Origin of the sequence: Hoeflea sp. Naph1 (assembly GCF_046837775.1) — a bacterium.
Classification (GTDB): domain Bacteria; phylum Pseudomonadota; class Alphaproteobacteria; order Rhizobiales; family Rhizobiaceae; genus Hoeflea.
In genome coordinates, this window is record NZ_CP177286.1 from 1,422,214 (window position 1) to 1,447,773 (window position 25,560).

A 25,560-nucleotide genomic window follows, 5' to 3' on the forward strand; every position below is an offset into this window, starting at 1 on the left:
CCCGTGTTCATGCCCTCGTCCCACTCCTCTAAACAGGGGATGCCACAGAGCCAGTCAATTGCCTAGTTTCGTCACACATATTTTTTATGGGCCGGGGAAACGACGTGTCTGTTTATTGCCGCAAACTGCCAAATCGATCGGCACCGGTTTGGCGCCCAGCGCATCACCATGGATGCAACTTCCGGGCCTGCCCATGAAACGGGAATGCTCGGCAATTGCGGCAATGCAGTCTTCGACTTTTGAGCACTCACCAACCTTTAGGAGGCCGACCGTGCTGCGCCATCTCTCCAGTACGATGCTGCTTGTTCTGACGCTGGGCGAACCTTCCTACGCGCAATTCCCGCGCGAGGGTGTTGCTGAGATCCCAAATGGTCAGTCCTCCGCCTTTGCTGGCGCATGGGAGATTGGCTTCCCTGAGGGGGACGGCATGATCAACGGCGACCCGCCGGTAACCTGCGAAGCGCCCGTTTTGTTACAGCCGGCCGGTGAGCAAAGTCTGGTCTACGTATCGTCTACAGGCCAGAAAGTTGCTTTCGAGTTGACCGAATTCTCGGGACGCACAGTATGGTTTCCTGCGACTGGCTCCAGCCTGATTGCCGTCTGGACCAATCCGGACGAATTCTTCAGCTACACCGTCGATCTGGCCACCGGACGCGCCCGTTGGGATGATCCGCGGGTCTATCGCCGCTGTCTTTAGGTGCTTTGAAGTTCGTTACGATTGGAGAACACAATGTTGAAACGTTGCCTTGCCGCACTCGCACTCTCGTTCATTTTTATGGGCAGCGTGACTGCCGGGTCGAAAGAAGATGGTTGGACGGCCTACAATAGCGGCGACTATGCGTCAGCACTGACATTGTGGACACCCCTTGCCGAACAGGGTGACACCAAGTTTCAATACATCCTTGGTTCCATGTACTCTGATGGGCAAGGGGTGGCGAAAGACGATGTCGAAGCAGTGAAATGGTATCGCTTGGCCGCGGAACAAGGATATGCGATCGCGCAGAATAGCCTTGGCCTCAGCTATGCCAATGGCCAAGGGGTGGTACAGGATTTTACCGAGGCGTTGAGATTGTATCATCTGGCTGCCGAACAGGGCTACGCAAAAGCACAGAGCAATTTGGGCGTCATGTACGCCAGGGGGCGCGGGGTGCCAGAAGATCTGGTGACTGCGTATGTGTTGTTCGATCTTGCAGCTTCGCAAGGTGAAGAAAAAGCAAAAGAAAACCGCGACATGGCCGCTTCCGGTATGACACAGGCACAGATCGAAAAAGCCCAACGCCTGTCGCAGGAGTGCATCAGCACCCATTACAAGAATTGCCTGTAAACCGTAAGCGCGACGAACATCCTATGTTGACGGTAGATGGCGGTGATGCCGTCGACCGCGCTGTTGTCGCGCCTGCTTTGTGGTGGCAGCAACTGCAAGAATACGAACGAGATATGGTGATGGGCCAACGCTTGGCGTTGCAGCGAGCCCGGAGCGGAGACATTGATGCACTACGTGTTTTATGGGTTAGGCGGGATCACGATAATCCCATCGGCGTATCTGCTCTACTGGAGCACACAAAATGGCGGGGTGTTTCCGCTCCAATGGTCAATCTATCTCTTCGTCCAGGCTTGGCTATGGCTGGCTATCGGTCGCGGCCTTCAGCTGCTGACGCGCATCGCTGACACTGTGGCACCCATAACAGGCAAGCCTAGCCAGAACGAAGCCGTCCGCGAAGGGGACTAGCATTAGGTGCGATACGCCGGGGACAAGGCCCCGCTGTCGCCTCGTAGCCGGTCGATCTCGCGGTGCATGTGATTGTTGTGCGCATGGCGCTCCAAATCGAAATCGTAAAGGAGTTGCGCCGGTTGCCGATTGCGACTGCCATCATGGCGGCATTCGCCAATCTTTATACAATTAGCAAAAGCATAGGGGTGGTGCGCCGCCGCAACGGCTTCTTCAACAGCATCGGCCGGATCAGGACGCTGTTGTGGAGCGCAGCGAATGGCTGCTTACGGGAGCTGGGGTTTAGGTCGGGAACGACTGGCTTGGGGGCGCATTGCTGACGTTGGTGGGTCGGACGGCGGAACCTAGTCTTGCCACTGCAGTCGAGGTTGTTCATCCGGTTGGGATTGAATTGGGCGGTTAAGCCGTAACGGGCATCAGATCGATTGTCTGGCGCAAAACAAGCCTCTGTGACGACACCAGTTTCGACAATCTCCCTTCCCCGAACCCTGAGCTCTCACCTGGTCGCTCTGGCCAACGGGCCTTTGAAATGTCAACGCGGATAATCGGCTATTGGACGGCACAGAACGGGACAGTTCCACATCTGATTTCCGCCAGCTTTAGTGGTGCAGGCAACCTTGGTACTCCAGAGGTTTCCTCGGGCTGACATTTCCTCAATCAAACCAGCTTCGCGCTACGGTAGATTGATTTTGACATAATCCACTGCTCGTTATACTATTTATGTGTATTAGGTATACCGTGCTTCGAAATCGAGAAAAACCCGCCATGAAACACATCGACCTGATGTATCAAACGATGCTGGCCGAACTCGCGGATCGATCTTTCGATGCCCAGTTCCAGGCCGATTTTCCTTTCTCGGGGCGTTTCGTGCCTGTACGGGTCAAAGACCGCGAATATTGGTATTTCGATGAGCCAATCGATGGGAAGAACACACGTCGCTATGTTGGCCCAAAATCAGACCTCGCGCTGACCGAGCGGGTAGCGAGATTCCGAGAGATCAAGGATAGTCTGAAGACGCGCCGCAAGTTCGTTTCGACATTGAAACGCGATGCTGGAATGAGCGGCCCCAATCCGATGGCCGGTGATGTGATCGAGGCCCTGGCGGATGCGGGCCTCTTTCGGCTCCGGGCCGTCCTGGTCGGCACTGCCGCTTTCAATTGCTATAGCGGAATCCTCGGCGTGCGGCTGCCCAATGCCATGCTTCAAACCGGAGACGTGGATTTTGCCCAGGATTTTGCAATCTCCGCGGAGGTCAAGGACAGCTTGCCGCCGATCATCGAGCTGCTCAAGACAGTCGATCCAACCTTTCGGGCGGTTCCGCATCACAGCGACAAGGTCAGGGTAGCAGCATTCACAACTGCTGCAGGTTTTCGTGTCGAGTTCCTGACCAGTAATCGGGGAAGTGATGACAACACTGACAAGCCTTCGTTGATGCCCGCACTCGGCGGCGCTGCGGCCACTCCGTTGCGGTTTATGGATTATCTGATCTATGAGCCAGTCCGAACTGTAATGCTGCATAAAGCCGGCGTGAGCGTCGTTGTGCCGTCGCCGGAGCGATATGCCATCCACAAGATGATCATCGCGAGCCGGCGCAAGTCGGAAGGTTCTGGGTCGCTTAAAAAAAGCAAGGACATCGCTCAGGCCTCATTCCTCTGTGAGGCACTTGTTGAAACTCGTCGGGGTTCCGATCTTGCGGAAGCCTATCAGGAGGCATGGGACCGCGGGCCGTCTTGGCAAACAGCGATCCTGGCGGGGAGGGCAATGATGTCAAAGGCCGGTGAGGCAGCGCTTGCTGCTGCGCTTGGGTAGCACCAAAGCAAGAGACGGCCATCGGCTGCGGTTCTCATAAGTGAGTGTGGAGGATTGCCTTTACTCGGGGTGCATTTTTTACAACGCTCGCAACGTATTGTTCTCCTGCGTCCAGAAAATCGCGATCGGGTAGGTGAATGCGATTCCTGTGTAAACGCCGTTGTAGAGAGTAACGGGGGGAAGACAGCAGAAATTTGGACAACGCCGTTCGCACAGGAACAAGTTTAGCCGTCGGAATTCGATCAAGCCAAGACCACTGTGGAGTTCACAGGAACCCAAAGGAGCATCCCTTTTGCTCTCATTGTACAATGCGAAAGACCGCATTATTCGATCTCGTCGGCCCCGGAATTGAGATGCAGCTTGCGGCGGAACGGGAAGATGCCATTGGCATATCGTTCGACGAGGCCCTCAAACACCTCCTCGGATTCCCGGACATCGAAGCCTTGGGTTTCTAGGGGCTGTTGACGTTCGGGATTCCCAAATCACCTGACTTCTGATTCAAGGTTGCAAACGGAGGAGATCAACCTTGACCCGAAGAGTCCTATCCAATTCGCAATGGGCGATCATCGAACCATACTGCCTGGGTAAAACCACCGATCCCGGACAAACCGGACGTGACCCACGACTTTTCATGGAGGCAGTCCTCTGGATCGTCCGCACGGGCGCGCAATGGCGCGAATTGCCGGGTGAGTTTGGCAAATGGAATTCTGTATTCAAGCGGTTCCGCAGATGGGTCAAAGCGGATGCTTTCTATTGTATGTTCAAAGCATTAGCCTCAGACGCCGATCTGGAATACGCAATGATCGACGGTACTATCGTCAAGGTTCATCGCTCGGGTCAGGGCGCAAAAGGGGGACTCTCTGCCAGGCCATTGGACGCTCACGCGGCGGCATAACGACAAAGATACTGGCTCTGACGGATGCGCTCGGTAATCTCGTCGATTTCTGTCTGATGCCAGGGCAAGCTCATGATCTGCGCGAGACCGATGCGTTGATCAGCGGCTTGTCCGCCGGATATTTGCTGGCGGACAGGGCCTTTGACGCGGATTGGCTGCGCAATGGCCTGCTGGATCGCGGCATAACCCCGGTCATACCGCCAAAATCCAACCGGAGGTTCCCGGCAGAGTTCGACAAGGAAACCTACAAATGGCGGCATTTGATCGAAAACTACTTTGGCAAACTGAAGGAAAACAGAGGGATAGCAATGCGCTCTTGCAAAACCGACCAGAGTTTCAAAGCCTTCATCTCAATTGCCGCAACGCTCATTCACACACGGTAAACGTCAACAGCCCCTAGGCCATCGACAATCTGGTTGCGCAGCTTGTCCAGCATGTCGCGTTTGTCCGCGCTCTTCTTCTGAATGCCGGATATCATCTGCCACAGCAGCTTCCGTGCAATGTCGTCCCGGTCCGGCCGCCGGGCATTCCGGGCAGCCTTGCGGATCTCCGCCTGACGAACACGCTGCTCTTCACTGCGCTGCCTCTGTGTCTTCCTGGCCATTTCCCTGCCTCCCTGTGTAGGACATTCACCCACGCACCATCATCCCGCACAACAGGCTGTCTTTGCAAACGCCGTTTGTCGAAGAATCGCAAAATCCCCGTATGGAATCGTCGGAGCAGGGTTCAGAATCGCGGCAGGATAAATTGAGATGAGTTGTTTCGAGTTGCCAGCATGTTGTGACGCTTCGTGTTGATTGCTGGGCACATTGAAACCGGTCCCCGGCAGGGTGCACCAGGCTTCAGCTTTGCGTTGCACAGTCCGGAAATGGCGAGAAAGGTTATAGTCACATCGAACCCCGCAATTTGCGGGATCACGCCCGGCAGGGAAGAGGGATATGAAGTAGCACGAGCTCTCAAATTACAGCCGGCCCCGCTGTGATCAATGCACCCCCCATCGGCTGGCGGGCAGGCTCGCAAAGCAGGCATACCCATCAAACGGCAACGGTGTTTACTGCAGAATCGAAAGAGCCGAGATGGGAATCGCGATTTCCCGGTCTGGAAGCGATTTGAACGAAACAGGGATCGTGCGGGCGCCTTTTAGAACCGCGACTCCATAGAGCGGCGCTGTCAGGGCCGTTTACTGGAGCGTTCATTAAGCCTCCTAACATTGCCAGCATGGGGCGAACTCTTGCTTGACGACTTATAAACAGACATATACGACGGATTGTATGTGTAATTCTGCCGTATGAGGCGCTTATGTCAACCTTGAGAGCAATGCGATCTCTCTCCGATTTGGGGCAAAACATCCGCCAGGCTCGACTTGCGCGGCGCTTTACTATGGCGGAACTGGCGATGCGCGCCAATGTTTCGGAACGCACATTGATGCGTCTGGAGAAAGGCGATCCCGGGGTTGGCATTGGCAATCTTGCCTCTGTACTTGCGGCGCTCGGCAGTCCGGCGGTCCTGGCGGATCTGATGTCTCCGGAAAACGATCCCGTGGGCCTATCGCGCGCACTTGAGGCGGTGCCAAAGCGCGGACGTTCCTTCAAATCAGGCAAGCCCATTCAAAAGCAAAACGAGACGATCGAGCTACAAGACGCTTCTGACAAAAAGGCGGGCGCACGCAAGGGGATATCCTTCTGATGATGCCGTCTGATCAATCCCGGTCCTTACGCGGCCGCTCCGCCCCCGGCCCACAAGAAGCCGAGGTTCACCTCGGCCGCAGCCTGTTGCGTGTGGGCAAGCTACGATTTTCGTTCGAACGCAGCAGGCAGTTTTCCGAGTTCAGCTACGATCGGGACTGGGTTGAAGATTCCCTCGGCTTTGCCATCGCCCCGGATCTGCCGCTAGGTCTTGCGCCGTTCTTCGCTTCCTCCGGTCGGGGAGGCGATCAGCGTGAGAGCCTGCCCGGTGTGTTGCAAGATGCCGCTCCGGACGCCTGGGGTCGTATGTTGATGGAGCGCCTCTATGGGGCCGGTCTCAGCGAGTTCGACATGCTAACCCTGACCGACGACACCACACGTCAAGGCGCGCTGCGTTTCTGCGATAGTCAGGGGCGGATTATCACAGGAGAGGGCGCTGTTCCGGTTCCGCAACTTATCGACCTGGAACAGTTGCAGGCCATCTCTGTCAGCATTGAACGAGGTGGCGAAGTTTCAAACGAAGCTCTGCGCCAGATGGCCGGAGCCGGTGGTTCGATCGGCGGCGCAAGGCCCAAGGCCAATGTGCTGGACGAAGGTCAGCTCTGGATCGCAAAATTCTCGTCCGCGGGTGACGCCAGCCCGGTCGAGCGCATCGAAGTCGCAACCTTGAAGCTTGCCCGCGCTGTCGGCCTGAATGCCCCCGACGCCCGGCTGATGCTGGAACGAACCACGAGTCCCATTGCCCTCATCCGGCGCTTTGATCGAGAGGGTACAGCGCGCATCCCCTACATCTCGGCGCGAACAGCGCTTGAACGACACGGCAGTGAGCAGGGTGCTTACACCGACCTGGCCCAATTCATCCAGCAACACAGCGACAACCCGCTTACAGACCTGCGGGAACTCTGGTCGCGGATCGTGTTCACTATTCTGGTGTCGAACACAGACGACCATCTCAAGAACCACGGTTTTGTCTATGCCGGTGAGGGCCAATGGAGCCTTTCTCAACTTTTTGATGTCAACCCGCAGCCGGAACGCCACCGCCTTCTCAAAACGGCCATCATCGAAGGTGAACCGTTCGCCGCCTCGATTGCGCTTGCGCTTGAGGCGGCCGTGTTTTTCAACCTTGACGCAGACGAAGCCAGAGAGCTGGCGCGGGCAATGGCGCAGCAGATCAAGGACAGCTGGAAGGACATCATGCGCAACCATGGTGTGACGGGCACAGACTTGCGCAGCCTGGAGCCCGCATTCGAACATGATGAAATGGAACGGGCGCTCAGTTTGTAGCTTGAACAACAAGTCGCCATATATGGCTTATATAATATGTTAATATGGTATATATGGCGAATAGATTTCAACGATGTTGTGAACTTATCGGGCGTCCGTTCCTTGCCTGCAGCTAAAGGCAATACCTGATGTGAAAACCAACGATTTCTCCCAAACTGAAGCTTCGGACACAAACTCGTGGCCTGATATGATCAGTTCGGGATGGTACCTGTTTGGCAATGTGCATCCGATCCCGGTCAATATCGCAATTCTTTGAGAGCCCTTCTAAAAGACACCGCCGATGACATACGGCATGATGAGCGAGGCTCGTTTGGTGAAAAGAGCGTTGGTATTCATTTGCATCATTAAACGACTGGAATTTACGCCATGACCATTCTCATTTTTGCGGGCGGCTTGATGGGAGCATCAGGTGTTGCATTGTCAGCCTATGGTGCCCATGCAGGCGGTGGCAATGTCACCACGGCTGCGCAATTCCTGCTGTTTCACGCACCCCTTTTTGTGGCGCTGGGCCTTGCCGGAAATTCCAGTCGGATCCGAAGCGCCGGTGCTGGCCTTCTGTGCCTTGGGCTGGCGTTGTTTTGCGGCGATCTGCTGATGCGCCATTTTGCCGACACGCGATTATTTTCAATGGCTGCACCTTTCGGAGGTATGGCAATGATCGGCGGTTGGCTTGTGATTGCGGTTTCCGAATTGATGAACAAATCCCGGTAAGCAGATTTGTTGGTAAGGAGATGGTTTTGTTGCAATTTTGAGACGAGTCGAATTGCAGAAAACCATTCCCCGGCCGGTCGCTATTGGGACCTTGGCTCTCTAAATTCAACTGCTGCGGAAAGACTAAGCGGCCGGAATTTGTGCATTTCGGTCGTAGTTAGCTCGGCGCGCTGCCTCTGTGTCTTCCTGGCCATCTTCCCGTCTCTCCACTGTTGGACTGAATAGCCCCGAGTTTTCTAGACGCCCTCGGTCCTCGTTTTCTGCTGCCGTTCGAACTCGGCGGGCGACAGCAACCCGTTTCTCACATGCTTACGCTTTGGGTTGTAGAACATCTCGATGTAGTCGAACACATCCCTCCTGGCTTCTTCTCGGGTCCGATAGGTCCTACGTCTTATCCGTTCACGCTTGAGCAGGTTGAAGAAACTCTCTGCGACGGCATTGTCATGGCAGTTTCCGCGCCGGCTCATTGAGTGTTGCAGATTGTGATGCTTTAGGAACAATGCCCAGTCGATGCTGGTGAACTGAGAGCCTTGGTCTGAATGAATTAACACCTTGCTCGTCGGCTTTCGTCTCCACACAGCCATGAGCAAAGCCTGCAGCACGACGTCCGTTGTCTGACGGCTTTGCATCGACCAGCCGACGACGCGGCGGGAGTAGAGATCGATCACGACGGCCAGATAGGCGAAACCCTCATTGGTCTTGATGTAGGTGATGTCGGTGACCCAGACCTTGTCCGGCACTGCCACGTCGAACTGGCGGTCCAGCGTGTTGTCGACGACTACAGAAGGTTTGCCGCCATAGCTGCCAGGTCGACGCTTGTAGCCGATCTGCGCTTTGATACCCGCCAAATTGACCAGACGTGCAACGCGGTTCGGGCAGCACGTCTCACCCTGATCCAGCAAGTCATCGTGAAGCTTGCGATAGCCATAGACCTTACCGCTGTCCTTCCACGCCTTCCTGAGAAGTTCGGTCTGACGGGCGTCTTCCCGCTCCCGATTGCTCAGCGGGTTCTTCAGCCAGGCATAGAAGCCGCTGGGTTGGATGCGAAGGGAGCGGCACATCGCACGCACCGAGAACAGCGGGCGATGCTCTGCTACGAACACGTACTTCACTTTGCATCTCGCGCGAAGTACGCCGTTGCCTTTTTTAGGATATCCCGCTCCTCCGTCACACGCGCCAGTTCAAGCTTCAGCCGCCGAACTTCGGCAGCCTGTTCGTCGACAGAACCATCGCGGGACCCTGACTTCCCGAACCGCTTCTTCCACGCATAAAGCGAATGGGAACTGACACCCAATCGTTTCGAAACCTCCGCAACCGGATAACCCCGCTCAACGATCTGATGAACAGCATCGCGTTTGAAATCGTCACTGAATTTGGCTGTGCTCATGATGGCCTCCTTGCCTCAAATTTAGGGAAGAAGGCGTCTATGAATCTAGGGGCTATTCAGACATCTACCCACGGCTCAGATAAGTTGCCAAGGTCATTGATATTGCCCGTGACTTTCTGACGATAAATCTTGCCAGCCATGACTGACGCATCGCGTTCGCTCAGTGTTGTGATGCCTGCGCGCAAGGTGGCAAAACGCTCTTCGATCTCAGCTGCGACCCTGGCGAAAAGGAGCCGCGATTCGCTGACATCCTTCGTGCCGAGGCTTTTCACGGTCTCTTTTTTGTTGAGGATCGGCTGCAGGTATTCGGGCCCGCTCTTGCGAAGTCTGTACATTCCCGTACGTCTGTCTCTGGTGGGATTTATCATTCTCAAAACCATGGCTGTGGACCCACCTTGTGTACCCAAAGGCGGTTACAGAGTCGTTGAGAACCGGGTTTCCTAGCATTTTCAATGCTTGCAAATGGTGCTGCCGGAGAGATTTGAACTCTCGGCCTCTCCCTTACCAAGGGAGTGCTCTACCCCTGAGCTACGGCAGCCCTTTGCGTCAGATCCGAATTGTCGATGCCTTGGCGCCGATCCGTCTCCGTGTCGCGCTTGTGCAATTTTCGAGTGGATGAAAACGGCTGAAGCGGCCCGCTATTGCCACAGCTTGGACATGAGTGCAAGCACAAACGGGCGATTGGTGAGGCAGTTTTGAAATTGCCTGCGCGAGACTGGATCACGGGCCTGAAAACCGGCCCCGCCGTAACGCCATGTGGATTGGTGGGCGGGCCGGACAAGCCGCGCGCATTCAGCGATGCGGCCGAAACGGCACTGGCTGGCTAACGGCCCATTGCGCTGTCTCTTCACCTCAAGCTGTATTTGCGCTATCGGAGGCTGGTCATGACCGAAACAAAATCGCCCAAACCCCAGACCGCAAAACACGGGACCCCACAATACGGGACCGAAGCAGAACGCCAGGCTGCCAGCCGCGCCGCACGCCGTGCCGAGCAGCTGCGCGCCAATCTGCAACGGCGCAAATCCCAGACCCGCGCCCGCCGCGATGGCGGCGCTGACGAGACCGACGGCCTGCCGGCTGCCCGTGATGAGGGTGGCAAGGTCGATTAACCTGACGCTGGTCCTTCGTGTTGCCGCATTCCCGAGGATGGTCTAAACAGCGCCGCAGTAATTTCTCAGGAACCCGCCGCCAGCACAGGGGCTCGGTCCGAAACCCACGAGGACAGCATGGATCGCATCAGGATCGTTGGCGGAAACCCGCTCAATGGCGTCATTCCGATATCCGGCGCCAAGAACGCAGCATTGCCGCTGATGATTGCCTCGCTGTTGACCGACGAAACGCTGACGCTGGAGAACCTTCCGCATCTGGCCGATGTCGAGCAGCTCCAGCGCATTCTCGGCAATCATGGCGTCGACATCGCCGTGGTAGGCAAGCGCGAGAATCAGGGCGGGGCCTATGCCCGCACGGTGCATTTCACCGCCCGCACCATTGTCGACACCATCGCGCCCTATGAACTGGTGTCGAAGATGCGCGCCAGCTTCTGGGTCATCGGCCCGCTTCTGGCCCGCATGGGCGAAGCCAAGGTTTCGCTGCCAGGCGGCTGCGCCATCGGCACACGGCCGGTGGACCTGTTCATCGATGGCCTCAGGCAGCTGGGCGCCGAGATCGACATCGAAAGCGGCTATGTCAACGCCCGTGCCCCCAAGGGGCTGATCGGCGCGCGCTACGTGTTTCCCAAGGTCTCCGTTGGCGCCACGCATGTGTTGTTGATGGCGGCAACTCTGGCCAAGGGCCAGACAATCATCGAAAACGCGGCGCGTGAGCCTGAAGTGGTCGATCTCGCCAATTGCCTCAACGCCATGGGCGCCAGGATTTCCGGCGCAGGCACCTCGACGCTGGTCATCGATGGCGTGGCATCGTTGTCGGGCGCGCGCCACCGGGTGCTGCCTGACCGCATCGAGACCGGCACCTACGCCATGGCCGTGGCGATGACCGGTGGCAATGTGCTGCTTGAAAACACCTCGATGGACTTGCTCGAAAACGCACTGCTGGCCGTGCGCCGCACCGGCGTCGAGATCACGCCCGAAGCGGGCGGTATCCGCGTCCGCCGCAATGGCGGGGATATCTTGCCGGTCGATGTGACAACCGATCCGTTTCCCGGTTTCCCGACCGATTTGCAGGCGCAGTTCATGGCCCTGATGACTCGTGCCAACGGTGTCTCCCACATCACCGAGACGATCTTCGAGAACCGTTTCATGCACGTGCAGGAACTGGCGCGGCTGGGAGCGAAGATCTCGCTGTCGGGCCAGACGGCGACGGTGACCGGAGTGTCGCAACTGCGCGGTGCGCCGGTGATGGCAACCGATCTGCGCGCCTCGGTCTCGCTGGTGATTGCCGGCCTGGCAGCCGAAGGCGAAACAACCGTCAACCGGGTCTATCATCTCGACCGCGGGTTCGAGCGGCTGGAAGAGAAGCTCACCAATTGCGGCGCCATCGTCGAACGAATCAGCAGCTGACGCCCGGGCTCGGGTGAGGGCGACGCCGGGGTAAGGGTAGGGGCAGGAACGAGGCAAATCCACGCTCTCAACCTTCGCCGCATTGCGCTTTGGCCCTGGCGCACTTACCTTGCAGTGCAACAAGCGCTCGCACATGCTCCGGCGGGCGGCGTCGCAAACCTGGAAAATCCGAGGAATTCATGGACAGTCTGAAACTGATGGCGCTTGACGAAACCGATCTGGCCGTGATCTCCGCTTGCCTGCAGGACGCGGTATTCAAGACCGGCGACACCGCCTTTTTCGGCAAGGATCGCAGCTTCACCCTCGAGGCCAACCGCTTCGTCTGGGAAGAGGGGAAAACCAAGAAAACCTTTGAGCGCCGGCGTGCCGTGCTGGTGATCAAGCAGGTTGATGCGGTCAAGTCGCGCGGCGTTGATCTCAAAGACACAGACAAGGTGCATTCGCTGCTTGCGCTGCAGTTTCTGGCAGGCGAAGAAGCCCCGGCCGGCGTTATCGAATTGGTTCTGGCCGGCGACGCCACGATCCGGCTCGACGTTGCCTGCATCGAGGTTCAGCTCGCCGATATCGGTGGCGGCTGGGAAACGAAATTCAAACCGCGCCATCCGGTCAGCGGTTAAGGCAGACATATTGGCGTGACAGAGGAGCAGGGGCATTGGTACTGAGGCTTGATTACCGGCAATCGGATTTTGAAGCCCGATTCGCAGCGTTCCTGACCACCAAGCGCGAGGTCTCCGAAGACGTCGAAACCGATGTGCGCGTCATCATCAACGAAGTGCGGGCGCGCGGCGATGCGGCCCTGCATGATTTTTCCAGGCGCTTTGACGGGATTGATACCCGCACCCTCGGACTGGCGGTCACTGCCGCTGAAATCGAGGCCGCTTATCAGGCCGCCGATGCGGATGTGATCGCGGCGCTTGAACTCGCCCATGACCGAATCGCCAGCCATCACAGCCGGCAGATGCCAAAAGACGACCGCTACACCGATGCGCTGGGTGTCGAGCTTGGCTCGCGCTGGACTGCGATCCAGGCCGTCGGCCTCTATGTGCCGGGTGGCACCGCCAGCTATCCGAGTTCGGTATTGATGAATGCGGTGCCCGCCAAGGTGGCCGGCGTCGAGCGCATCGTCATGGTGGTGCCGGCGCGTGACGGCGCTCTCAACCCGGTGGTGCTCGCCGCCGCCCGCATCGCCGGCGTTAATGAGATCTACCGGATCGGCGGCGCCCAGGCGATCGCAGCGCTTGCCTATGGCACCGAAACCATCCGTCCGGTGGCCAAGATCGTCGGTCCCGGCAACGCCTGGGTGGCCGCAGCCAAGCGTCAGGTCTTTGGCACTGTCGGCATCGACATGATTGCCGGTCCTTCCGAAGTGCTGGTGATGGCCGATTCTGACAATGATCCGGACTGGATTGCCGCTGATCTGCTGGCTCAGGCCGAACACGATGCCGGCGCGCAATCGATCCTGATGGCCTGCGACGCGGGCTTTGCCGATTCGGTTGTTGCCGCCGTGGAGCGGCAGCTTTCAACGCTCAGCCGGTCGGAGACCGCGCGGCGCAGCTGGGCCGATTTCGGCGCCGTTATCCTGGTTCCCGACTGGCCGGCAGCGATCCCGCTGGCCGACCGGATTGCCGCCGAGCATCTCGAGATCGCCACCAGCGATGCCGAGGAATTGGCCGGGCGCATCCGCAATGCCGGCGCCATCTTTATCGGCCGGCACACGCCCGAAGTGATCGGCGATTATGTCGGCGGGTCAAATCATGTGTTGCCGACAGCGCGCTCGGCGCGGTTTTCCTCGGGGCTTTCGGTGCTTGATTATGTCAAGCGCACCTCGATTCTCAGGCTCGGGCCCGAGCAGTTGCAGTCTCTCGGCCCGGCTGCCATAACATTGGCCCGAGCAGAAGGGCTCGACGCCCACGCACGTTCGGTATCGATCAGGATGAACCGTTGGGATGGGGGCCGGGACCGGGAATGACGACGACGGACACGCAACGGCTCTCGGACGTCGTTCTCGACGAGACCATCGGGCGTGCCACGCCGGATGTGGAGCATGAGCGTGCGGTTGCCATTTTCGACCTGATCGAGGAAAACAGTTTTGAGCCCGCTGGTCACAATGACGGCCCCTACAAGCTCAAGCTGTCGCTGGTCGATTCCAAGCTGGTGTTTTCGATCTCCGATCACAACGATGTCCCGATCGCTGCCCATATCCTCTCGCTGACGCCATTCCGGCGCATCGTCAAGGACTACTTCATGATCTGCGAAAGCTATTACGAGGCAATCAGGTCCTCGTCGCCGAGCCAGATCGAGGCCATCGACATGGGTCGCCGCGGCATTCACAACGAAGGCTCGCAGACGCTGATGGACCGGCTGGATGGCAAGGTCTCGATGGACTTTGATACCGCGCGGCGGTTGTTCACGCTTGTCTGCGTGCTGCACTGGCGCGGATAGAGGCCACAATGGCGGACCCGGCGCCTGCCCTTGAGAAAACCGCTCCTGGCGCGATTCTGTTCGTGTGCGGGATGAATTCCATCCGCTCGCCAATGGCCGAGGTCATTGCCCGCTCGATGTTGCCCGCCGGCACCTATATTACCTCGGCCGGCGTCCGCCCCGGTGAGCGCGATCCGTTTGTCGACAAGGTGCTCGACGAGATTGGTCTCGATCTCGGCGAGCGCCAGCCGCAGGCGCTTGACGAGCTTGCCGACGATTATTTCGACGTAATTGTCACGCTGGCGCCGGAAGCCCACCACCGGGCACTGGAAAGGACTGGTAGTACCGCCGTTGAGGTGATCTACTGGCCAACACCGGACCCGACTGTCGTTACCGGCACACGGGACCGCATTCTTGACGCCTACCGCGAGGTACGCGACATGCTCAGGCAGCGGATCGGTTCTGGCAAGAGCTGGTCACGTGAGCCGTTGGGCCCCTGAATCTATTTTGTTCACAAAGCGGTCGTCTTTGTGTAGGTTCCGGCCAAAATTCGGGCCCGCGCATCATGTGCCGCCCTTAAACGAGAAAGACAGACACTGAATGGCGAAAGAAGAAGTTCTTGAATTTCCGGGCGTGGTCACCGAACTGCTGCCGAACGCAACCTTCCGGGTAAAGCTTGAAAACGAGCATGAAATCATCGCTCACACTGCTGGCCGGATGCGCAAGAACCGCATCCGCGTGTTGGCAGGCGACAAGGTGCTCGTTGAAATGACACCCTACGATCTGACGAAAGGCCGTATCACCTATCGCTTCAAATAGGCGAAAGGTGTGACGCCACTCCATGGCCAGATCGCAAAAACTGATCCTCGCCTCCGGTTCGCCGCGCAGAGTTGAACTGCTCGGCCAGGCGGGCATCGTTCCCGACCGGCTGATGCCGATGGATCTCGACGAAACGCCCCATCGCAGTGAACATCCGCGCTCGCTTGCGCGGCGGCTTTCGCGTGAGAAGGCCGAGGCCGCGCTGGCCCAGACCGGCAATGACCCGGCCTGGCGCGACGCTCATATTCTCGCCGCCGATACTGTCGTCTCGGTTGGCCGCCGGGTGCTGCCCAAGGCCGAGCAGATAGATGAGGCGTCGAACGCGCTCTATCTGCTGTCGGGCCGCAACCACCGAGTCTTCACCGGTATTTGCCTGGTGACTCCGGATCACAAGATTCGCCAGAAGATCATCGAAACCCGGGTGCGCTTCAAGCGGCTCTCGCAAGTCGAGATCGAAAGCTATCTGGCCTCGGGCCAATGGCGCGGCAAGGCGGGCGGCTATGCCATCCAGGGGCTTGCCGGCACGTTCGTGGTCAAGCTGGTCGGCTCCTACACCAATGTGGTGGGCCTGCCGCTTTACGAAACTGTCGGATTGCTGACCGGCGAAGGCTATGACGTGCATTTCAAATGGCTTGAGGGCTGAGGCAATGAGCGACGCCAAGGTAACCCCGCTGCGCAAGGCGCAACCCTGTCCGGAATGCGGGCGACCGTCGACACGCGACAATTACCCGTTCTGCTCAGACCGCTGCCGCTCCGTCGACCTCAACCGCTGGCTGGTCGGCGGCTATGCGATTCCGGTCACCGAGGTTGAGGAAAACCAGGACGAAGACCAGGACGACCGCGGCTGAAGCGGGCGCTGTGGCGGGTTTTGCCACTTGCCTCCGTGTGCCCCGCCCGGTGGGTAGTGCTGACGGCTGTGAGAGGCCTTTGTGTCAGGGATAGACGCGACGTGTCGCACTTGATCCGTTATGGTGCCCGTCGGTCACCAAAAGGGCTGCATCGCACCGTGCCAGCGTTAAAACAGGTGGGTGTCGCAAGCCTCGACCAAAGCCGCTCCGGGATTTCTTTGCGCGACAGGGAAAAAGCCAAAAAAGGGTGCTGGACAGGGGCTTTCAAGATGCTATAACGCGCTCGCTTCCGGCATGGAAATTATGCTCCTGTCGGCAAGCTCCTGAAGCCGCACAATCGCGGTCAGGATGATGCCCGGATAGCTCAGTTGGTAGAGCAGCGGATTGAAAATCCGCGTGTCGGTGGTTCAAATCCGCCTCCGGGCACCACTCTTTCTCAATCACATCAGAACGCCGGTGCAATTTGATTGCTCTGTTGGCGTGTCGACGTCGGTGATCTCTACATTGCGTTGGGCTGGTTTTTGCCAAAGCGAAGTTGGTGAACCCACCGCACCGCACACATCTGGTACCTGGGCGAGGGCCGATGTGTCCGCTTGATGCCGTTCGAAGTCCAGCAACTGGACCTCGGGTGCTGGTTCCGCTTTGAGGTGGAATCTGCCCCCGCGAACCTGCAGACGCAGAGCGGCCGAATCGACGTCTACCCCCTGATTACCCATAGGCTGACCCTGCCGGGCGTGCGAGCGTCTCCCTATTGGCCAGCCCCAAGGGGCAAACGATAAAGACCCAAGTCGCCTTTATCTGGTAGAGAAGAGTAAATTGCTCTGGGAGAAACCATGTCCACCGACCTCTTCAACCTGACAGGCAAGCGCGCTCTTGTGACCGGCTCCTCACAGGGAATCGGCCTGGCCCTGGCCCATGGCCTCGCTGCTGCCGGCGCCGATATCATCTTGAACGGCCGTGACGAGGCCAAGCTGAAGGCCGCGCAAAGCCTTGGGGCAAAACATCTGCTGGCCTTTGACGCCACCGATCATGAGGTCGTGCGCAAGGCGGTCGATACCTTCGAAGCCGAGACCGGGGCAATTGACATTCTCGTCAATAATGCCGGGATGCAGCACCGGGCCCCGCTGGAGGAGTTTCCGGCCGATGCCTTCGAGCAACTGCTCAAGACCAACATCTCGAGCGTCTTCAATGTCGGCCAGGCCGTCGCCCGTCACATGATCAAGCGCGGTGCGGGCAAGGTCATCAATATTGCCAGCGTCCAGACTGCACTCGCCCGCCCCGGCATCGCTCCCTATACCGCGACCAAGGGGGCAGTCGGCAACCTCACCAAGGGGATGGCGACCGATTGGGCCAAATACGGCCTGCAATGCAATGCCATTGCGCCGGGCTATTTCGACACGCCACTGAACGCCGCGCTGGTTGCCGATGCCGACTTCACCACCTGGCTCGAAAAGCGCACGCCGGCCGGCCGCTGGGGCAAGGTCGACGAACTTGTCGGCGCCTGCATTTTCCTGTCTTCGGTCGCGTCCTCCTTCGTTAACGGACACGTGCTCTATGTCGACGGCGGCATCACCGCCTCGCTCTGAGATACATCCGCGCATCGTGCTGATAGGGCGCGCGGGCTATGGCTCGTCCTCCATTTTTGCGGCACCCGCCGTACCACGGGGAGCTTCGAGCCATTCAGCAAACACACCGGACTCAGCGCATCGTTGCAGTCCGGGCTTGCTGGCGCGGCCTCTCCTTCGCCATCTCCGGCGGGTGGTTCGGATTGCGGGTAAATAGCCAGATGCATCGAAAATGCCAGGTTGCTGCCGTGGTTTTGCAAAAACGTTTTTTGCCCGTTTCCGTCTCGCATCAAGGAATATCCGTTCGGGCGGCGCGATGATCTATTGGTAACCTCGGGCCTTAGGGCGTTGGCTGCTTCGGCAGCCGTCGTGGAAAGCACAAGAACCGGTAATGTTGGTCAGGCAGAAATTGTCAGAGGTTATTCGCGCGCATCTGACGAAACCGGCGCGCGGTTTTTGTCCTCCAGCGCGGCTGACAGGCCAAAATCTTGCTGCGACAGCATGATGTCGGCAAGCGTGTATTGATCAAACGTGGCCATGAAGGCATCGAGCGCCTGGTGCATCAGACGGGGCAATCTGCAGCAGCCGGAAATGATGCACTGATTGGCCGGTGTCAGACATTCGACCAGCGCGAAGTCCACCTCGGTGGCCCGCATCACCGCGCCGAGGTTTATCTGCTCGGCAGGCCGGGCCAGCGTAAACCCGCCGGAGCGGCCGCGAACGCCGCGCAGATAACCGGCCTTGGTCAGCATGTTGACGACTTTCATCAGGTGGGCCTGGGATACCCGGTAGGCCTTGGCCGTTTCCTCGATGGTCACCAGCCGTTCGCCCGCAGCTCCCGCATACATCAGAACCCGCAACGCATAGTCTGAGAAAGTGGTCAGTTTCATGAGATTCCCTGGTACGGTTGGCCATCGCGTCTGGGTCGGGGCCCGCGACGGGTCTGATCCTGCCTATTGGCTCGACCCATAGACGCATTGATGCGCGCCCGCCAGAGCCGCGCCGGCGCAGGGCCCCGGTCACGGCCCATCGATCAGGCCCCGTGCCAGGTCCGGTTGCAAGAGCCAAAGCGGGCAGCCTGGTCTGGCCGCTCCGCACCCGCGCTCATACGAAAACCATCACCACGATCGCACCGATCACCACCGCCACAAGCCCGCCGATCAGCATCGGCAAAAGCGTGTTGTCCTGGTCGATGTCGCGGGTTTTGTAGACTTGCTGTTCTGCTGATTTGGGCTCGTCCTCGTGTTTCTGGATGGCTTGTTCTTGCATGGCTTGGTTCCTTCGTGGCTGCATGGGTTGATCGGCTGACGGCAATTACGGCAATTGTCTGGTTGCTGCCCGCTGGGCAGCGACGCGCATCCAGTCCTGGTAAAGGCACCTGTCCTCTTTCGAGAATCTGGCCCGGTGTTTCAGATCGTCAAACGAATCGTCAGTACGCAAGCGGTCATAGTCATCGCGGACAAGCGCTTCGAGGTTGGTCCCGGTTTCTTGCTCTGCGGCCCCGGAAAGCTGGCGCGAATGGTCGGGCGGCCGGTTCACCGGACGTCTCCCTGCTCTTCGGATTTGCCAGTGTAGCGCAAAACTCCGAGACTCGCTGCCCCGGTCGCATCAGCGTCCGCAAACGGGGTAACCGCTGCATTCGCGCCAGACAGCACGGATTCGTGCAGCCTCATGATATGGGCCTGCAGACTGGCGGCGGCGGCGGGAGGCAAAAGCCTGCAAAGCACCGAATGGAAATACGGCTTGAGCATGCGTCCTGTTACGCCGCGTTCGGCGCAAATCAGATCAACGATATTGGCTTCGAGCCTGGACAGTTGCAACGGTCGCGCGCCGCGATCGAGGATCACGCGCAGCGCGTCTTCTATGTGATCCCAGCGCGCGCCGGAGATATGCGTCATCACGTTGGTGATGTGGCTGTTGGCCCGAAAAGAAGCGACAACAGCGCGCGTCAGCGTGTCCAGTCCCAAACCGAGCCCGATCGCAGTCGGCTGCGGCAAAATGTCGATGTCAGGGGGCGCTCCGCCGTTGCCGAGATCAAGTCCGGTCGCGCGTTGCGCCAGCGCATCAAGCCCGCATCCGGCAGGGTCGACAGCCCGTAAATCCCCGATTTCCATGATCTCCATCGCTCGCTCCGTCTCCACGCCACAATGACAACTATGCCCGCGATTTCGCGGGCCCGGCTTTCCCTTCGGAAGGTCTGCACTGTTCTAACCCATAAAAGATATATTGACAATGTATCTTTAAACGAGAACATTGCGGCATGGCTGACGCGACCGGGACGACTGCCCGACCGAAGATGCCATCGGCGTGTCAGCCCGGTCTAGGGACCAGGTGTCGGGCGCCGCAGCCTCCCTCCGGGGTCGCCGGGCGCGTAACCGCGCGTTCGCACTTGATCTTGAACAGAAGGAAATCAGAAATGACCGAAGCCACAGACGCTGTCGACCTGCGCAGCCTCGTCCCCGCACAACGCCACGCCAAGATCTTCCAGCTCGTCCATGCGCTCGCACCGGGCAAATCGTTCGAGCTGATCAACGATCATGATCCCAAGCCGCTCTACTACCAGCTTGAAGCTGAATATCCGGGCGAATTCTCATGGGAATACCGCGAGCAGGGCCCCGAGGCCTGGCGCGTCGCAATCGGCAAGATCGAAAAGGCTGCCTGAAGGCGCCCGGAATGGCGCCAGCCGGATCTGGCGTCATTCCCAAGGAAAACATGATGCTCGGTGTCACACTGTCCCGTTGGACGATGTCCTATTTTTTTGCAGCTCTTTCGGCGCTGGTCGCTGCAGAGATCATGATGGTGGCTGGCTTTGGCTATCCAACCGCGGGGCTGCGCGCACCCGAGACACTGATCCTGGTCCATGTCACCACCATTGGCTGGCTCAGCCTGCTGATGTGCGGCGCACTGTTCCAGTTTGCACCGGTGTTGATCGCGCGGCGTCTATACAGCGATACACTGCCCTTGCCCGCCCTGCTGCTGGTGCTGGCCGGCCTTGGCTTGCTGTTGGTCGGCTTCGTGCAGCTAACCGGCAGGCTGACTGCGCTGCCGTCGATGCTGCCGCTGGCCGGCATCATTCTCAGTGCCGGTTTTGCCGTGGTGCTGTGGAATCTCGGACGTACATTGTGGCCGGCACGGCCGCTGCCACTGCCTGCGCGTTTTGTCGCCACCGGCCTGGTCTCGCTTGCGTTGACGGTCGCATTCGGTGTGATTTTCGTAACCGTGCTGGGCCAGCAGACGAATTCAGAACCGATGCTCGCCATCGCCAGCGCAGCGCTTCCGTTGCATATCGCAGCCGGTATCGGTGGCTGGCTGACAGTGACGGCCGTGGGCGTGAGCTACCGGCTGCTGGCAATGTTCATGCTCGCGCCGGAACTTGGCGGTGCGCGGCCGAAGCTGGTCCTGGCATTTGCCATCGCCGCCCTGGTGGCGGTCGTGGCGGTCGGGCTCGGTGCGGTGTTGACCGGCGCCAGCCTGCTCATTCCGCTTCTTGCAGGCGGCATCCTCGCGCTGGTCTCGCTTGTTCTCTACGGGGCCGACATCATCCATCTCTATCGCGCGCGCAAGCGTCGCTTTATCGAGCTCAACAGCCGCATGGCGATTTTTGCGCTGGCCTCGCTTGCCGCAGCCGTTGTCCTGGCCATCGCACTTACTGCCCTCGGCAGGTTCAACGATGGCGTCGGTGCGGTGGTGTTTCTTCTCGCTTTTGGTTGGTTGTCGGGTCTCGGTCTCGCCAAGCTCTACAAGATCGTGGCGTTTCTCACCTGGCTCGAATGTTACGGCCCGGTGCTTGGGCGGATGACGACACCCAGGGTGCAGGACTTGGTGGTCGAGAGCCGTGCCCGCAAGTGGTTCCTGTTGTATTTCCTGGCGGTCTGGCTCGGCACCTTGGCTCTTCTGATTTCGCAACCGATCGCGTTCCGTGTCGCCGTCGCAGCGATGCTCGCGGCGACCATCGGGGTTGTCAGCGAATTCGTCCAAACCCGTCTTCTTTCGGACGTGAAAACTCGTTCCAGCGAGCCGGATGCACCAGATGCGGTGCACCGACCGCATCTGCTGTTTTCCCGTTCTCCCTCGAATTGAAATCAAAGGAGTAATCTGATGACCACGACATTTGTCGATCTCGACGTCCGCCCGATCCTCAAGGACGGCGGAGAACCGTTTGATCTCATCATGAAAGCAATGGCCGCGCTTGGCCCCGACCAGGGCTTGCGGTTGCTGGCAACCTTCCAGCCTATCCCGCTGTTTCACGTCATGAAGTCAAAGGGCTTCACCCATGAAGCCACGGAAATAGGCGAGGGTGACTGGGAAGTGCTGTTCACCCCAGGACTGGCGGTTGAAGCGGAAACCCCGACACCGGCGCCTGCTGCAGCTGCGGCAGAAGCGGATGGCGGCCAGTGGCCGGAACCCGAGCAGCAACTCGACAATCGCGATCTGGAACCGCCAGAGCCGATGGTGAGGGTTCTGGCCGCGATCGAAACCATGCAGCACGGTCAGGTCCTGTCCGCATTGCTGTGCCGCGAGCCGATGTTCCTGTTTCCAGAACTTGAAAAGCGCGGACATCAATGGCGCGGCGGCTTCGAGCCCGATGGCACGACCTACAAGGTACTGATCCGCGTGCTCCACAACAGCGAAGACGCGGCATAGCGGCACTTGCGCGTTTTGCTTCCGTGTCCCTGCCTTCATGGAGATTTGAACGATGTTTATTCAGACCGAACCAATGCCAGACGCATCGCGCCTCAAGTTCTTCCCCGGCAAGGAGGTCTATCCCTCCGGCACGATCGAGTTTGCCAACCGGGAGGAAGCCGCGGTGTCGCCGCTGGCGCAGCGTCTTTTCGATATTCCGGAGGTGGCCGCGATCACTTTCGGTTTTGACTACCTCATCATCACCAAGAATGGCGGCGACTGGCAGCACCTGAAGCCGGCAATGCTGGGCACCATCATGGAGCATTTCATGTCGGATGTGCCGGTGATGCGCCCGGTGAGAAAAGAACCGGGCGGCAATGCCGGCGAGACCAGCGAACTTGTCGCCGAGATCCTGACATCCCTGCGCCAGGTAATCGACCCGGAACTCGGCTACAACATCGTCGATCTCGGTCTGATCTATGACGTTGCACCCGGCGCCGACGGGGTGACGTTTGTGGCCATGACCACGACCACGCCCGGATGCCCGGCCACGAACTATCTCAAGCAGGGCGTGCATGAACGCGCCGGTGCGGTCGAGGGTGTCACCGGGGTTGAGGTGGACCTGACCTATGAGCCGCCATGGACTCCGGAAATGATGAGCCCGGAGGCCAAGCTGCATTTCGGGATTGATCAATGAGCGATACCGACACCTCGCACGACGAAGCGTCCGCGCTCGATCAGGCCGGGCTGGTTCTGCTTCTTGTCAAAAGCCTCGAGGCTCTGGCCTCTGCGGGGCAGGTCGACGCTGCCTGCCGGCTTGCCGGACAGGCGTGCGCCGGCCTGCGCCATTCTGATCCGCGCGGCTGGGGCAAGCTCAACGCGCTGCTTCATCGCCTCGCCCGCCGCGCGCCAGAGGTCGGCACCGTGGCAACACCACCGGGTCGGTAGCCCCGTTCCAGCTAAGCCCTTTGAGAACGTTCTCGTCGCAGCCAGACGGGAACTTTACCCGCGCATCCGCGTTGGTCTGCCGGATTTCGAAAGATCAATCCGGGAGAGCAAAAATGCAAAAACGTACCGCCATTTCATGGGTCATATCCGGCATGGTCAACGCCGTATTGTTCGGTGTCGGCATCGTGGTGGTGCTGTCGGTGCCGGCTCTTGAAGCCTGGGCGCCCTATCTCATTCCCCTGGTTGTCGTCGTTGCATTTGCGCTGACGCCGTTCGTAGCCTGGAAAATTGCGCCCAGACTGCGGGCCGACCGCCAGGCCCACATCACCTGAGCCCAATCCACGCGGCCTTTCCGGTCGTCGCGCTCTGGTTCCGCGCCATGATTGCGGGTCTCAGCAAATGATCTTGCATAATTAGTCAAGCGGTCGCGCAGGCGCCGGCACCCTCGGGGAATCTGCATGTCACAAGTCTCTTTCTGGGTGTTCCTGTCGGAAACCTCGGGCCTGATCTCCACCCTCATCTTGGCACTGGTGTTCCTGGGATTCCTGTTTGAAAAACTGCCGCCGGCGGCAGTCGCAACCGCGGGGGCTGCAGGCTTTCTGTTGATGGGCTACGTTTCGACCGATGAAGTCCTGCAGGTGTTTTCCAACCCGGCGCCGATCACCATCGCGGCCATGTTCATCCTGTCATCGGCCTTGGTGAGCACTGGCGTGCTCGACGCGGCTTCTTCCTATTTCGTCAAACTGGCGGAAAGGCGTGGCGTCAGCGCGCTCATCTTGTTGTTGCTGGGAGCGGCGATTGCCTCGGGCCTGATGAACAACACGCCGCTGGTGCTGGTTCTCATTCCCATTGTCATCAAGATGGCGCAATCGCTGAAGATCGCCTCGAGCCGGGTTCTGATCCCGCTTTCCTACATGTCGATTCTCGGCGGCACGCTGACCTTGATCGGGACATCCACCAATCTGCTCATTGATGGCGTGGCGCAGCAGGCGGGTATGGAGCCGATGCGGATGCTTGAAATCCTGCCGTTCGGCCTGTCTGCGCTGGTCGTCGGCTCGGTCACGCTGTTCTTCCTGGGGCCGCTGCTGCTGCCCACGCGCGCGTCCGCCAATGAAACCCTCGACGACGAGGCAATCGAGTTCATGTCGGAGGCGCGGATCAGATATTCGGGCGAACATGAAAAGGATGCTGAGGGCGGTGACCGGCCGCTGTCAGATTTTACCGCGCTGTCCCGCACCCGGGTGCTGTCCGTGCTGCGTGGAAGCGAGCGATTGAAGCCCGATCCGGATCTATTGCTGACCAGGCAGGATCTTGTCGTCTTCCAGGCCAACCAGTCCGAGTTGCTGACGCTTCGCGAGCATCCGCGCTACCAGGTGGGGTATTACAAGCAGCGGCTTGAACCGCGCGAGGGGGCTAGCAGCGAGATAGTCGAGGCTGTCTATGCAGGCGATGCCCGCAGCAGCGGCCGTCGGGTGAGCGACCTCAACTGGTTCGAAAAAGGTGTCGGTGTTGTCGGGATATCCCGCCGCGGTCACAACCCCGGTCCGGAACTCGCCGGTGTGCGGCTGCGGCCTGGTGATCGGGTGCTGCTCGACGGCCGCTCCGGTGATCTGTCCTCGATCCTACATTCGGAAAGTTTTGTTGCCGCGACGAGACCCAGGCTGAGGCCCTACAAGCGTCACCGCGCCAATCTGGCAATCTTCACGATGGCGCTTGTGGTGGGGTTGTCGATCCTCAATATCGCGCCTCTGGTGACGCTGGCACTGCTCGGCGTCGGCGTCATCCTGCTGACCCGTTGCGTTGAGGCCGAGGACGCCTGGAATTCAATTGACGGGTCGATACTGGTACTGATTTTCGCCATGCTGGCGATTGGCCAGGGGTTGGAAAACACCGGTGTCATCACCACGCTGGTGGGCATGGTCTCGCCCTATCTCAGCGATGCATCGCCGCTAGTGGTCATCTTTGTGCTCTACGCCTTGACGTCGCTGCTGACCGAAATGGTGTCGAATAATGCCGTGGCCGTGATTCTCACGCCAGTGGCAATCAGCTTGGCAGCCTCGATCGGCATGGATCCTAAGCCGCTGGTCTATACCGTCATGCTCGGCGCTTCGGCGAGCTTTGCGACCCCCATCGGCTATCAGACCAACACAATCGTCTATGCCGCAGGCGGTTACAGGTTTTCCGATTTCCTGAAGCTGGGGCTGGTCATGAATGTGGTGGTAGGTCTCGCGTCCTGCTTGTCGATCTGGTTCTTTGCCATGCGCTGAGGACAAAAACGGGCCGCGCCCATTCAAGGCACGGCCCGTTCGTTGTCATTGAG

33 protein-coding genes and 2 tRNA genes are annotated in these 25,560 nt (G+C 59.1%); 27 read left to right on the forward strand and 8 right to left on the reverse strand.

Going from position 1 to position 25,560, the window contains the following annotated elements; translation table 11 throughout:
• Positions 1-271: 271 nt before the first annotated feature.
• The 6 genes from ACK6D9_RS06690 to ACK6D9_RS06715 all read left to right on the forward strand — a co-directional run bounded on the left by ACK6D9_RS06690 (position 272) and on the right by ACK6D9_RS06715 (position 4,816).
• Positions 272-697, forward strand: a complete 426-nt coding sequence (locus tag ACK6D9_RS06690; RefSeq protein ID WP_412051091.1) for a hypothetical protein — start codon at positions 272-274, stop codon at positions 695-697.
• A 33-nt stretch (positions 698-730) separates the two neighbouring features.
• Entirely contained in the window at positions 731-1,324 is a 594-nt protein-coding gene (locus tag ACK6D9_RS06695) for a tetratricopeptide repeat protein (RefSeq protein WP_412051092.1), read from the forward strand.
• Positions 1,325-1,489: 165 nt separating this feature from the next.
• Positions 1,490-1,729, forward strand: coding sequence for a hypothetical protein (locus tag ACK6D9_RS06700; protein ID WP_412051093.1), 240 nt, complete (start codon positions 1,490-1,492; stop codon positions 1,727-1,729).
• 83 nt (positions 1,730-1,812) lie between these two features.
• Positions 1,813-2,049, forward strand: coding sequence for a hypothetical protein (locus tag ACK6D9_RS06705; RefSeq protein WP_412051094.1), 237 nt, complete (start codon positions 1,813-1,815; stop codon positions 2,047-2,049).
• A gap of 445 nt (positions 2,050-2,494) precedes the next feature.
• Positions 2,495-3,538 carry a GSU2403 family nucleotidyltransferase fold protein gene (locus tag ACK6D9_RS06710; protein ID WP_412051095.1) on the forward strand — a complete coding sequence of 348 codons (1,044 nt, stop codon included), beginning with the start codon at positions 2,495-2,497 and terminating at the stop codon, positions 3,536-3,538.
• Positions 3,539-4,064: 526 nt separating this feature from the next.
• A protein-coding gene (locus tag ACK6D9_RS06715; protein ID WP_412049012.1) for an IS5 family transposase occupies positions 4,065-4,816 on the forward strand; the annotation gives its coding sequence in 2 pieces (ribosomal slippage) (positions 4,065-4,398 and positions 4,398-4,816; 753 coding nt in all).
• Here the strand turns inward: ACK6D9_RS06715 and ACK6D9_RS06720 are convergent.
• Entirely contained in the window at positions 4,804-5,037 is a 234-nt protein-coding gene (locus ACK6D9_RS06720; protein ID WP_412051096.1) for a hypothetical protein, read from the reverse strand. The genes ACK6D9_RS06715 and ACK6D9_RS06720 overlap by 13 nt on opposite strands.
• A gap of 713 nt (positions 5,038-5,750) precedes the next feature.
• Here ACK6D9_RS06720 and ACK6D9_RS06725 point away from each other — a divergent pair.
• The 3 genes from ACK6D9_RS06725 (at position 5,751) to ACK6D9_RS06735 (ending at position 8,113) form a co-directional block, all read left to right on the forward strand.
• Entirely contained in the window at positions 5,751-6,119 is a 369-nt protein-coding gene (locus tag ACK6D9_RS06725; RefSeq protein ID WP_412051756.1) for a helix-turn-helix domain-containing protein, read from the forward strand.
• Complete coding sequence (locus tag ACK6D9_RS06730; protein WP_412051097.1) at positions 6,119-7,402, forward strand: type II toxin-antitoxin system HipA family toxin; 1,284 nt, start codon at positions 6,119-6,121, stop codon at positions 7,400-7,402. Before ACK6D9_RS06725 ends, ACK6D9_RS06730 begins: the two co-directional genes overlap by 1 nt.
• A gap of 366 nt (positions 7,403-7,768) precedes the next feature.
• On the forward strand, positions 7,769-8,113 hold the full coding sequence (locus tag ACK6D9_RS06735; RefSeq protein WP_412051098.1) for a DUF423 domain-containing protein: 345 nt from the start codon (positions 7,769-7,771) through the stop codon (positions 8,111-8,113).
• Between the two features lie 236 nt (positions 8,114-8,349).
• Here the strand turns inward: ACK6D9_RS06735 and ACK6D9_RS06740 are convergent.
• The 3 genes from ACK6D9_RS06740 to ACK6D9_RS06750 all read right to left on the reverse strand — a co-directional run bounded on the left by ACK6D9_RS06740 (position 8,350) and on the right by ACK6D9_RS06750 (position 10,038).
• Positions 8,350-9,500 (reverse strand): IS3 family transposase gene (locus ACK6D9_RS06740; protein ID WP_412050733.1). Its coding sequence is split into 2 segments (ribosomal slippage): positions 8,350-9,251 and positions 9,251-9,500, totalling 1,152 coding nucleotides; the frame shifts between segments, so codons are not numbered across the junction.
• A 56-nt stretch (positions 9,501-9,556) separates the two neighbouring features.
• Complete coding sequence (locus ACK6D9_RS06745) at positions 9,557-9,835, reverse strand: DUF6538 domain-containing protein (RefSeq protein ID WP_412051099.1); 279 nt, start codon at positions 9,833-9,835, stop codon at positions 9,557-9,559.
• A 128-nt stretch (positions 9,836-9,963) separates the two neighbouring features.
• A tRNA-Thr gene (locus ACK6D9_RS06750) sits at positions 9,964-10,038 on the reverse strand.
• A gap of 346 nt (positions 10,039-10,384) precedes the next feature.
• Between ACK6D9_RS06750 and ACK6D9_RS06755 the strand changes: the two genes are divergently transcribed.
• From ACK6D9_RS06755 to ACK6D9_RS06805, 11 genes are all read left to right on the forward strand, one after another.
• Positions 10,385-10,609, forward strand: a complete 225-nt coding sequence (locus ACK6D9_RS06755; protein ID WP_412051100.1) for a hypothetical protein — start codon at positions 10,385-10,387, stop codon at positions 10,607-10,609.
• 117 nt (positions 10,610-10,726) lie between these two features.
• Positions 10,727-12,016 carry a UDP-N-acetylglucosamine 1-carboxyvinyltransferase gene (murA, locus tag ACK6D9_RS06760; RefSeq protein WP_412051101.1) on the forward strand — a complete coding sequence of 430 codons (1,290 nt, stop codon included), beginning with the start codon at positions 10,727-10,729 and terminating at the stop codon, positions 12,014-12,016.
• Positions 12,017-12,195: 179 nt separating this feature from the next.
• Complete coding sequence (locus tag ACK6D9_RS06765; RefSeq protein ID WP_412051102.1) at positions 12,196-12,633, forward strand: DUF2948 family protein; 438 nt, start codon at positions 12,196-12,198, stop codon at positions 12,631-12,633.
• Between the two features lie 35 nt (positions 12,634-12,668).
• Positions 12,669-13,985: a histidinol dehydrogenase gene (gene hisD, locus ACK6D9_RS06770; RefSeq protein ID WP_412051103.1), complete on the forward strand. Its 1,317-nt coding sequence runs from the start codon at positions 12,669-12,671 to the stop codon at positions 13,983-13,985.
• Complete coding sequence (locus tag ACK6D9_RS06775) at positions 13,982-14,458, forward strand: UPF0262 family protein (RefSeq protein WP_412051104.1); 477 nt, start codon at positions 13,982-13,984, stop codon at positions 14,456-14,458. Before hisD ends, ACK6D9_RS06775 begins: the two co-directional genes overlap by 4 nt.
• 8 nt (positions 14,459-14,466) lie before the next feature.
• Complete coding sequence (locus ACK6D9_RS06780; protein ID WP_322987748.1) at positions 14,467-14,937, forward strand: low molecular weight phosphatase family protein; 471 nt, start codon at positions 14,467-14,469, stop codon at positions 14,935-14,937.
• Between the two features lie 100 nt (positions 14,938-15,037).
• A complete protein-coding gene (gene infA, locus ACK6D9_RS06785) occupies positions 15,038-15,256 on the forward strand; it encodes a translation initiation factor IF-1 (protein WP_004435948.1) in 219 nt (72 codons plus the stop codon).
• Between the two features lie 22 nt (positions 15,257-15,278).
• Positions 15,279-15,899 (forward strand): Maf-like protein, encoded by a 621-nt coding sequence (locus ACK6D9_RS06790; protein ID WP_322987747.1) that lies wholly within the window; start codon positions 15,279-15,281, stop codon positions 15,897-15,899.
• 4 nt (positions 15,900-15,903) lie between these two features.
• Positions 15,904-16,104 carry a DNA gyrase inhibitor YacG gene (yacG, locus tag ACK6D9_RS06795; protein WP_412051105.1) on the forward strand — a complete coding sequence of 67 codons (201 nt, stop codon included), beginning with the start codon at positions 15,904-15,906 and terminating at the stop codon, positions 16,102-16,104.
• 353 nt (positions 16,105-16,457) lie between these two features.
• Positions 16,458-16,533: transfer RNA gene (locus ACK6D9_RS06800), tRNA-Phe, on the forward strand.
• 404 nt (positions 16,534-16,937) lie between these two features.
• Positions 16,938-17,690 carry an SDR family oxidoreductase gene (locus tag ACK6D9_RS06805; protein WP_412051106.1) on the forward strand — a complete coding sequence of 251 codons (753 nt, stop codon included), beginning with the start codon at positions 16,938-16,940 and terminating at the stop codon, positions 17,688-17,690.
• Between the two features lie 398 nt (positions 17,691-18,088).
• Here ACK6D9_RS06805 and ACK6D9_RS06810 read toward each other — a convergent pair whose 3' ends face one another.
• The 4 genes from ACK6D9_RS06810 to ACK6D9_RS06825 form a co-directional block, all read right to left on the reverse strand.
• Entirely contained in the window at positions 18,089-18,559 is a 471-nt protein-coding gene (locus ACK6D9_RS06810; protein WP_412051107.1) for an RrF2 family transcriptional regulator, read from the reverse strand.
• Between the two features lie 214 nt (positions 18,560-18,773).
• Positions 18,774-18,938, reverse strand: coding sequence for a hypothetical protein (locus ACK6D9_RS06815; protein WP_412051108.1), 165 nt, complete (start codon positions 18,936-18,938; stop codon positions 18,774-18,776).
• Between the two features lie 45 nt (positions 18,939-18,983).
• Positions 18,984-19,208 carry a hypothetical protein gene (locus ACK6D9_RS06820; protein ID WP_322987742.1) on the reverse strand — a complete coding sequence of 75 codons (225 nt, stop codon included), beginning with the start codon at positions 19,206-19,208 and terminating at the stop codon, positions 18,984-18,986.
• Entirely contained in the window at positions 19,205-19,792 is a 588-nt protein-coding gene (locus ACK6D9_RS06825; RefSeq protein WP_322987741.1) for a hypothetical protein, read from the reverse strand. Before ACK6D9_RS06825 ends, ACK6D9_RS06820 begins: the two co-directional genes overlap by 4 nt.
• Positions 19,793-20,085: 293 nt before the next feature.
• On the opposite strand from ACK6D9_RS06825, the gene ACK6D9_RS06830 reads away from it, so the two are divergent.
• The 7 genes from ACK6D9_RS06830 to ACK6D9_RS06860 all read left to right on the forward strand — a co-directional run bounded on the left by ACK6D9_RS06830 (position 20,086) and on the right by ACK6D9_RS06860 (position 25,507).
• Complete coding sequence (locus tag ACK6D9_RS06830; RefSeq protein WP_322987740.1) at positions 20,086-20,331, forward strand: DUF2249 domain-containing protein; 246 nt, start codon at positions 20,086-20,088, stop codon at positions 20,329-20,331.
• Between the two features lie 11 nt (positions 20,332-20,342).
• Positions 20,343-21,749 (forward strand): hypothetical protein, encoded by a 1,407-nt coding sequence (locus ACK6D9_RS06835; RefSeq protein WP_412051109.1) that lies wholly within the window; start codon positions 20,343-20,345, stop codon positions 21,747-21,749.
• A gap of 18 nt (positions 21,750-21,767) precedes the next feature.
• Positions 21,768-22,313 (forward strand): DUF2249 domain-containing protein, encoded by a 546-nt coding sequence (locus ACK6D9_RS06840; RefSeq protein ID WP_322987738.1) that lies wholly within the window; start codon positions 21,768-21,770, stop codon positions 22,311-22,313.
• A 52-nt stretch (positions 22,314-22,365) separates the two neighbouring features.
• Positions 22,366-22,989, forward strand: coding sequence for a NifU N-terminal domain-containing protein (locus tag ACK6D9_RS06845; RefSeq protein WP_412051110.1), 624 nt, complete (start codon positions 22,366-22,368; stop codon positions 22,987-22,989).
• Positions 22,986-23,240 (forward strand): hypothetical protein, encoded by a 255-nt coding sequence (locus ACK6D9_RS06850; RefSeq protein WP_322987736.1) that lies wholly within the window; start codon positions 22,986-22,988, stop codon positions 23,238-23,240. Before ACK6D9_RS06845 ends, ACK6D9_RS06850 begins: the two co-directional genes overlap by 4 nt.
• 113 nt (positions 23,241-23,353) lie before the next feature.
• Positions 23,354-23,572 carry a hypothetical protein gene (locus tag ACK6D9_RS06855; protein WP_322987735.1) on the forward strand — a complete coding sequence of 73 codons (219 nt, stop codon included), beginning with the start codon at positions 23,354-23,356 and terminating at the stop codon, positions 23,570-23,572.
• Between the two features lie 126 nt (positions 23,573-23,698).
• Positions 23,699-25,507, forward strand: coding sequence for an SLC13 family permease (locus tag ACK6D9_RS06860; protein ID WP_412051111.1), 1,809 nt, complete (start codon positions 23,699-23,701; stop codon positions 25,505-25,507).
• Positions 25,508-25,560 lie beyond the last annotated feature (53 nt).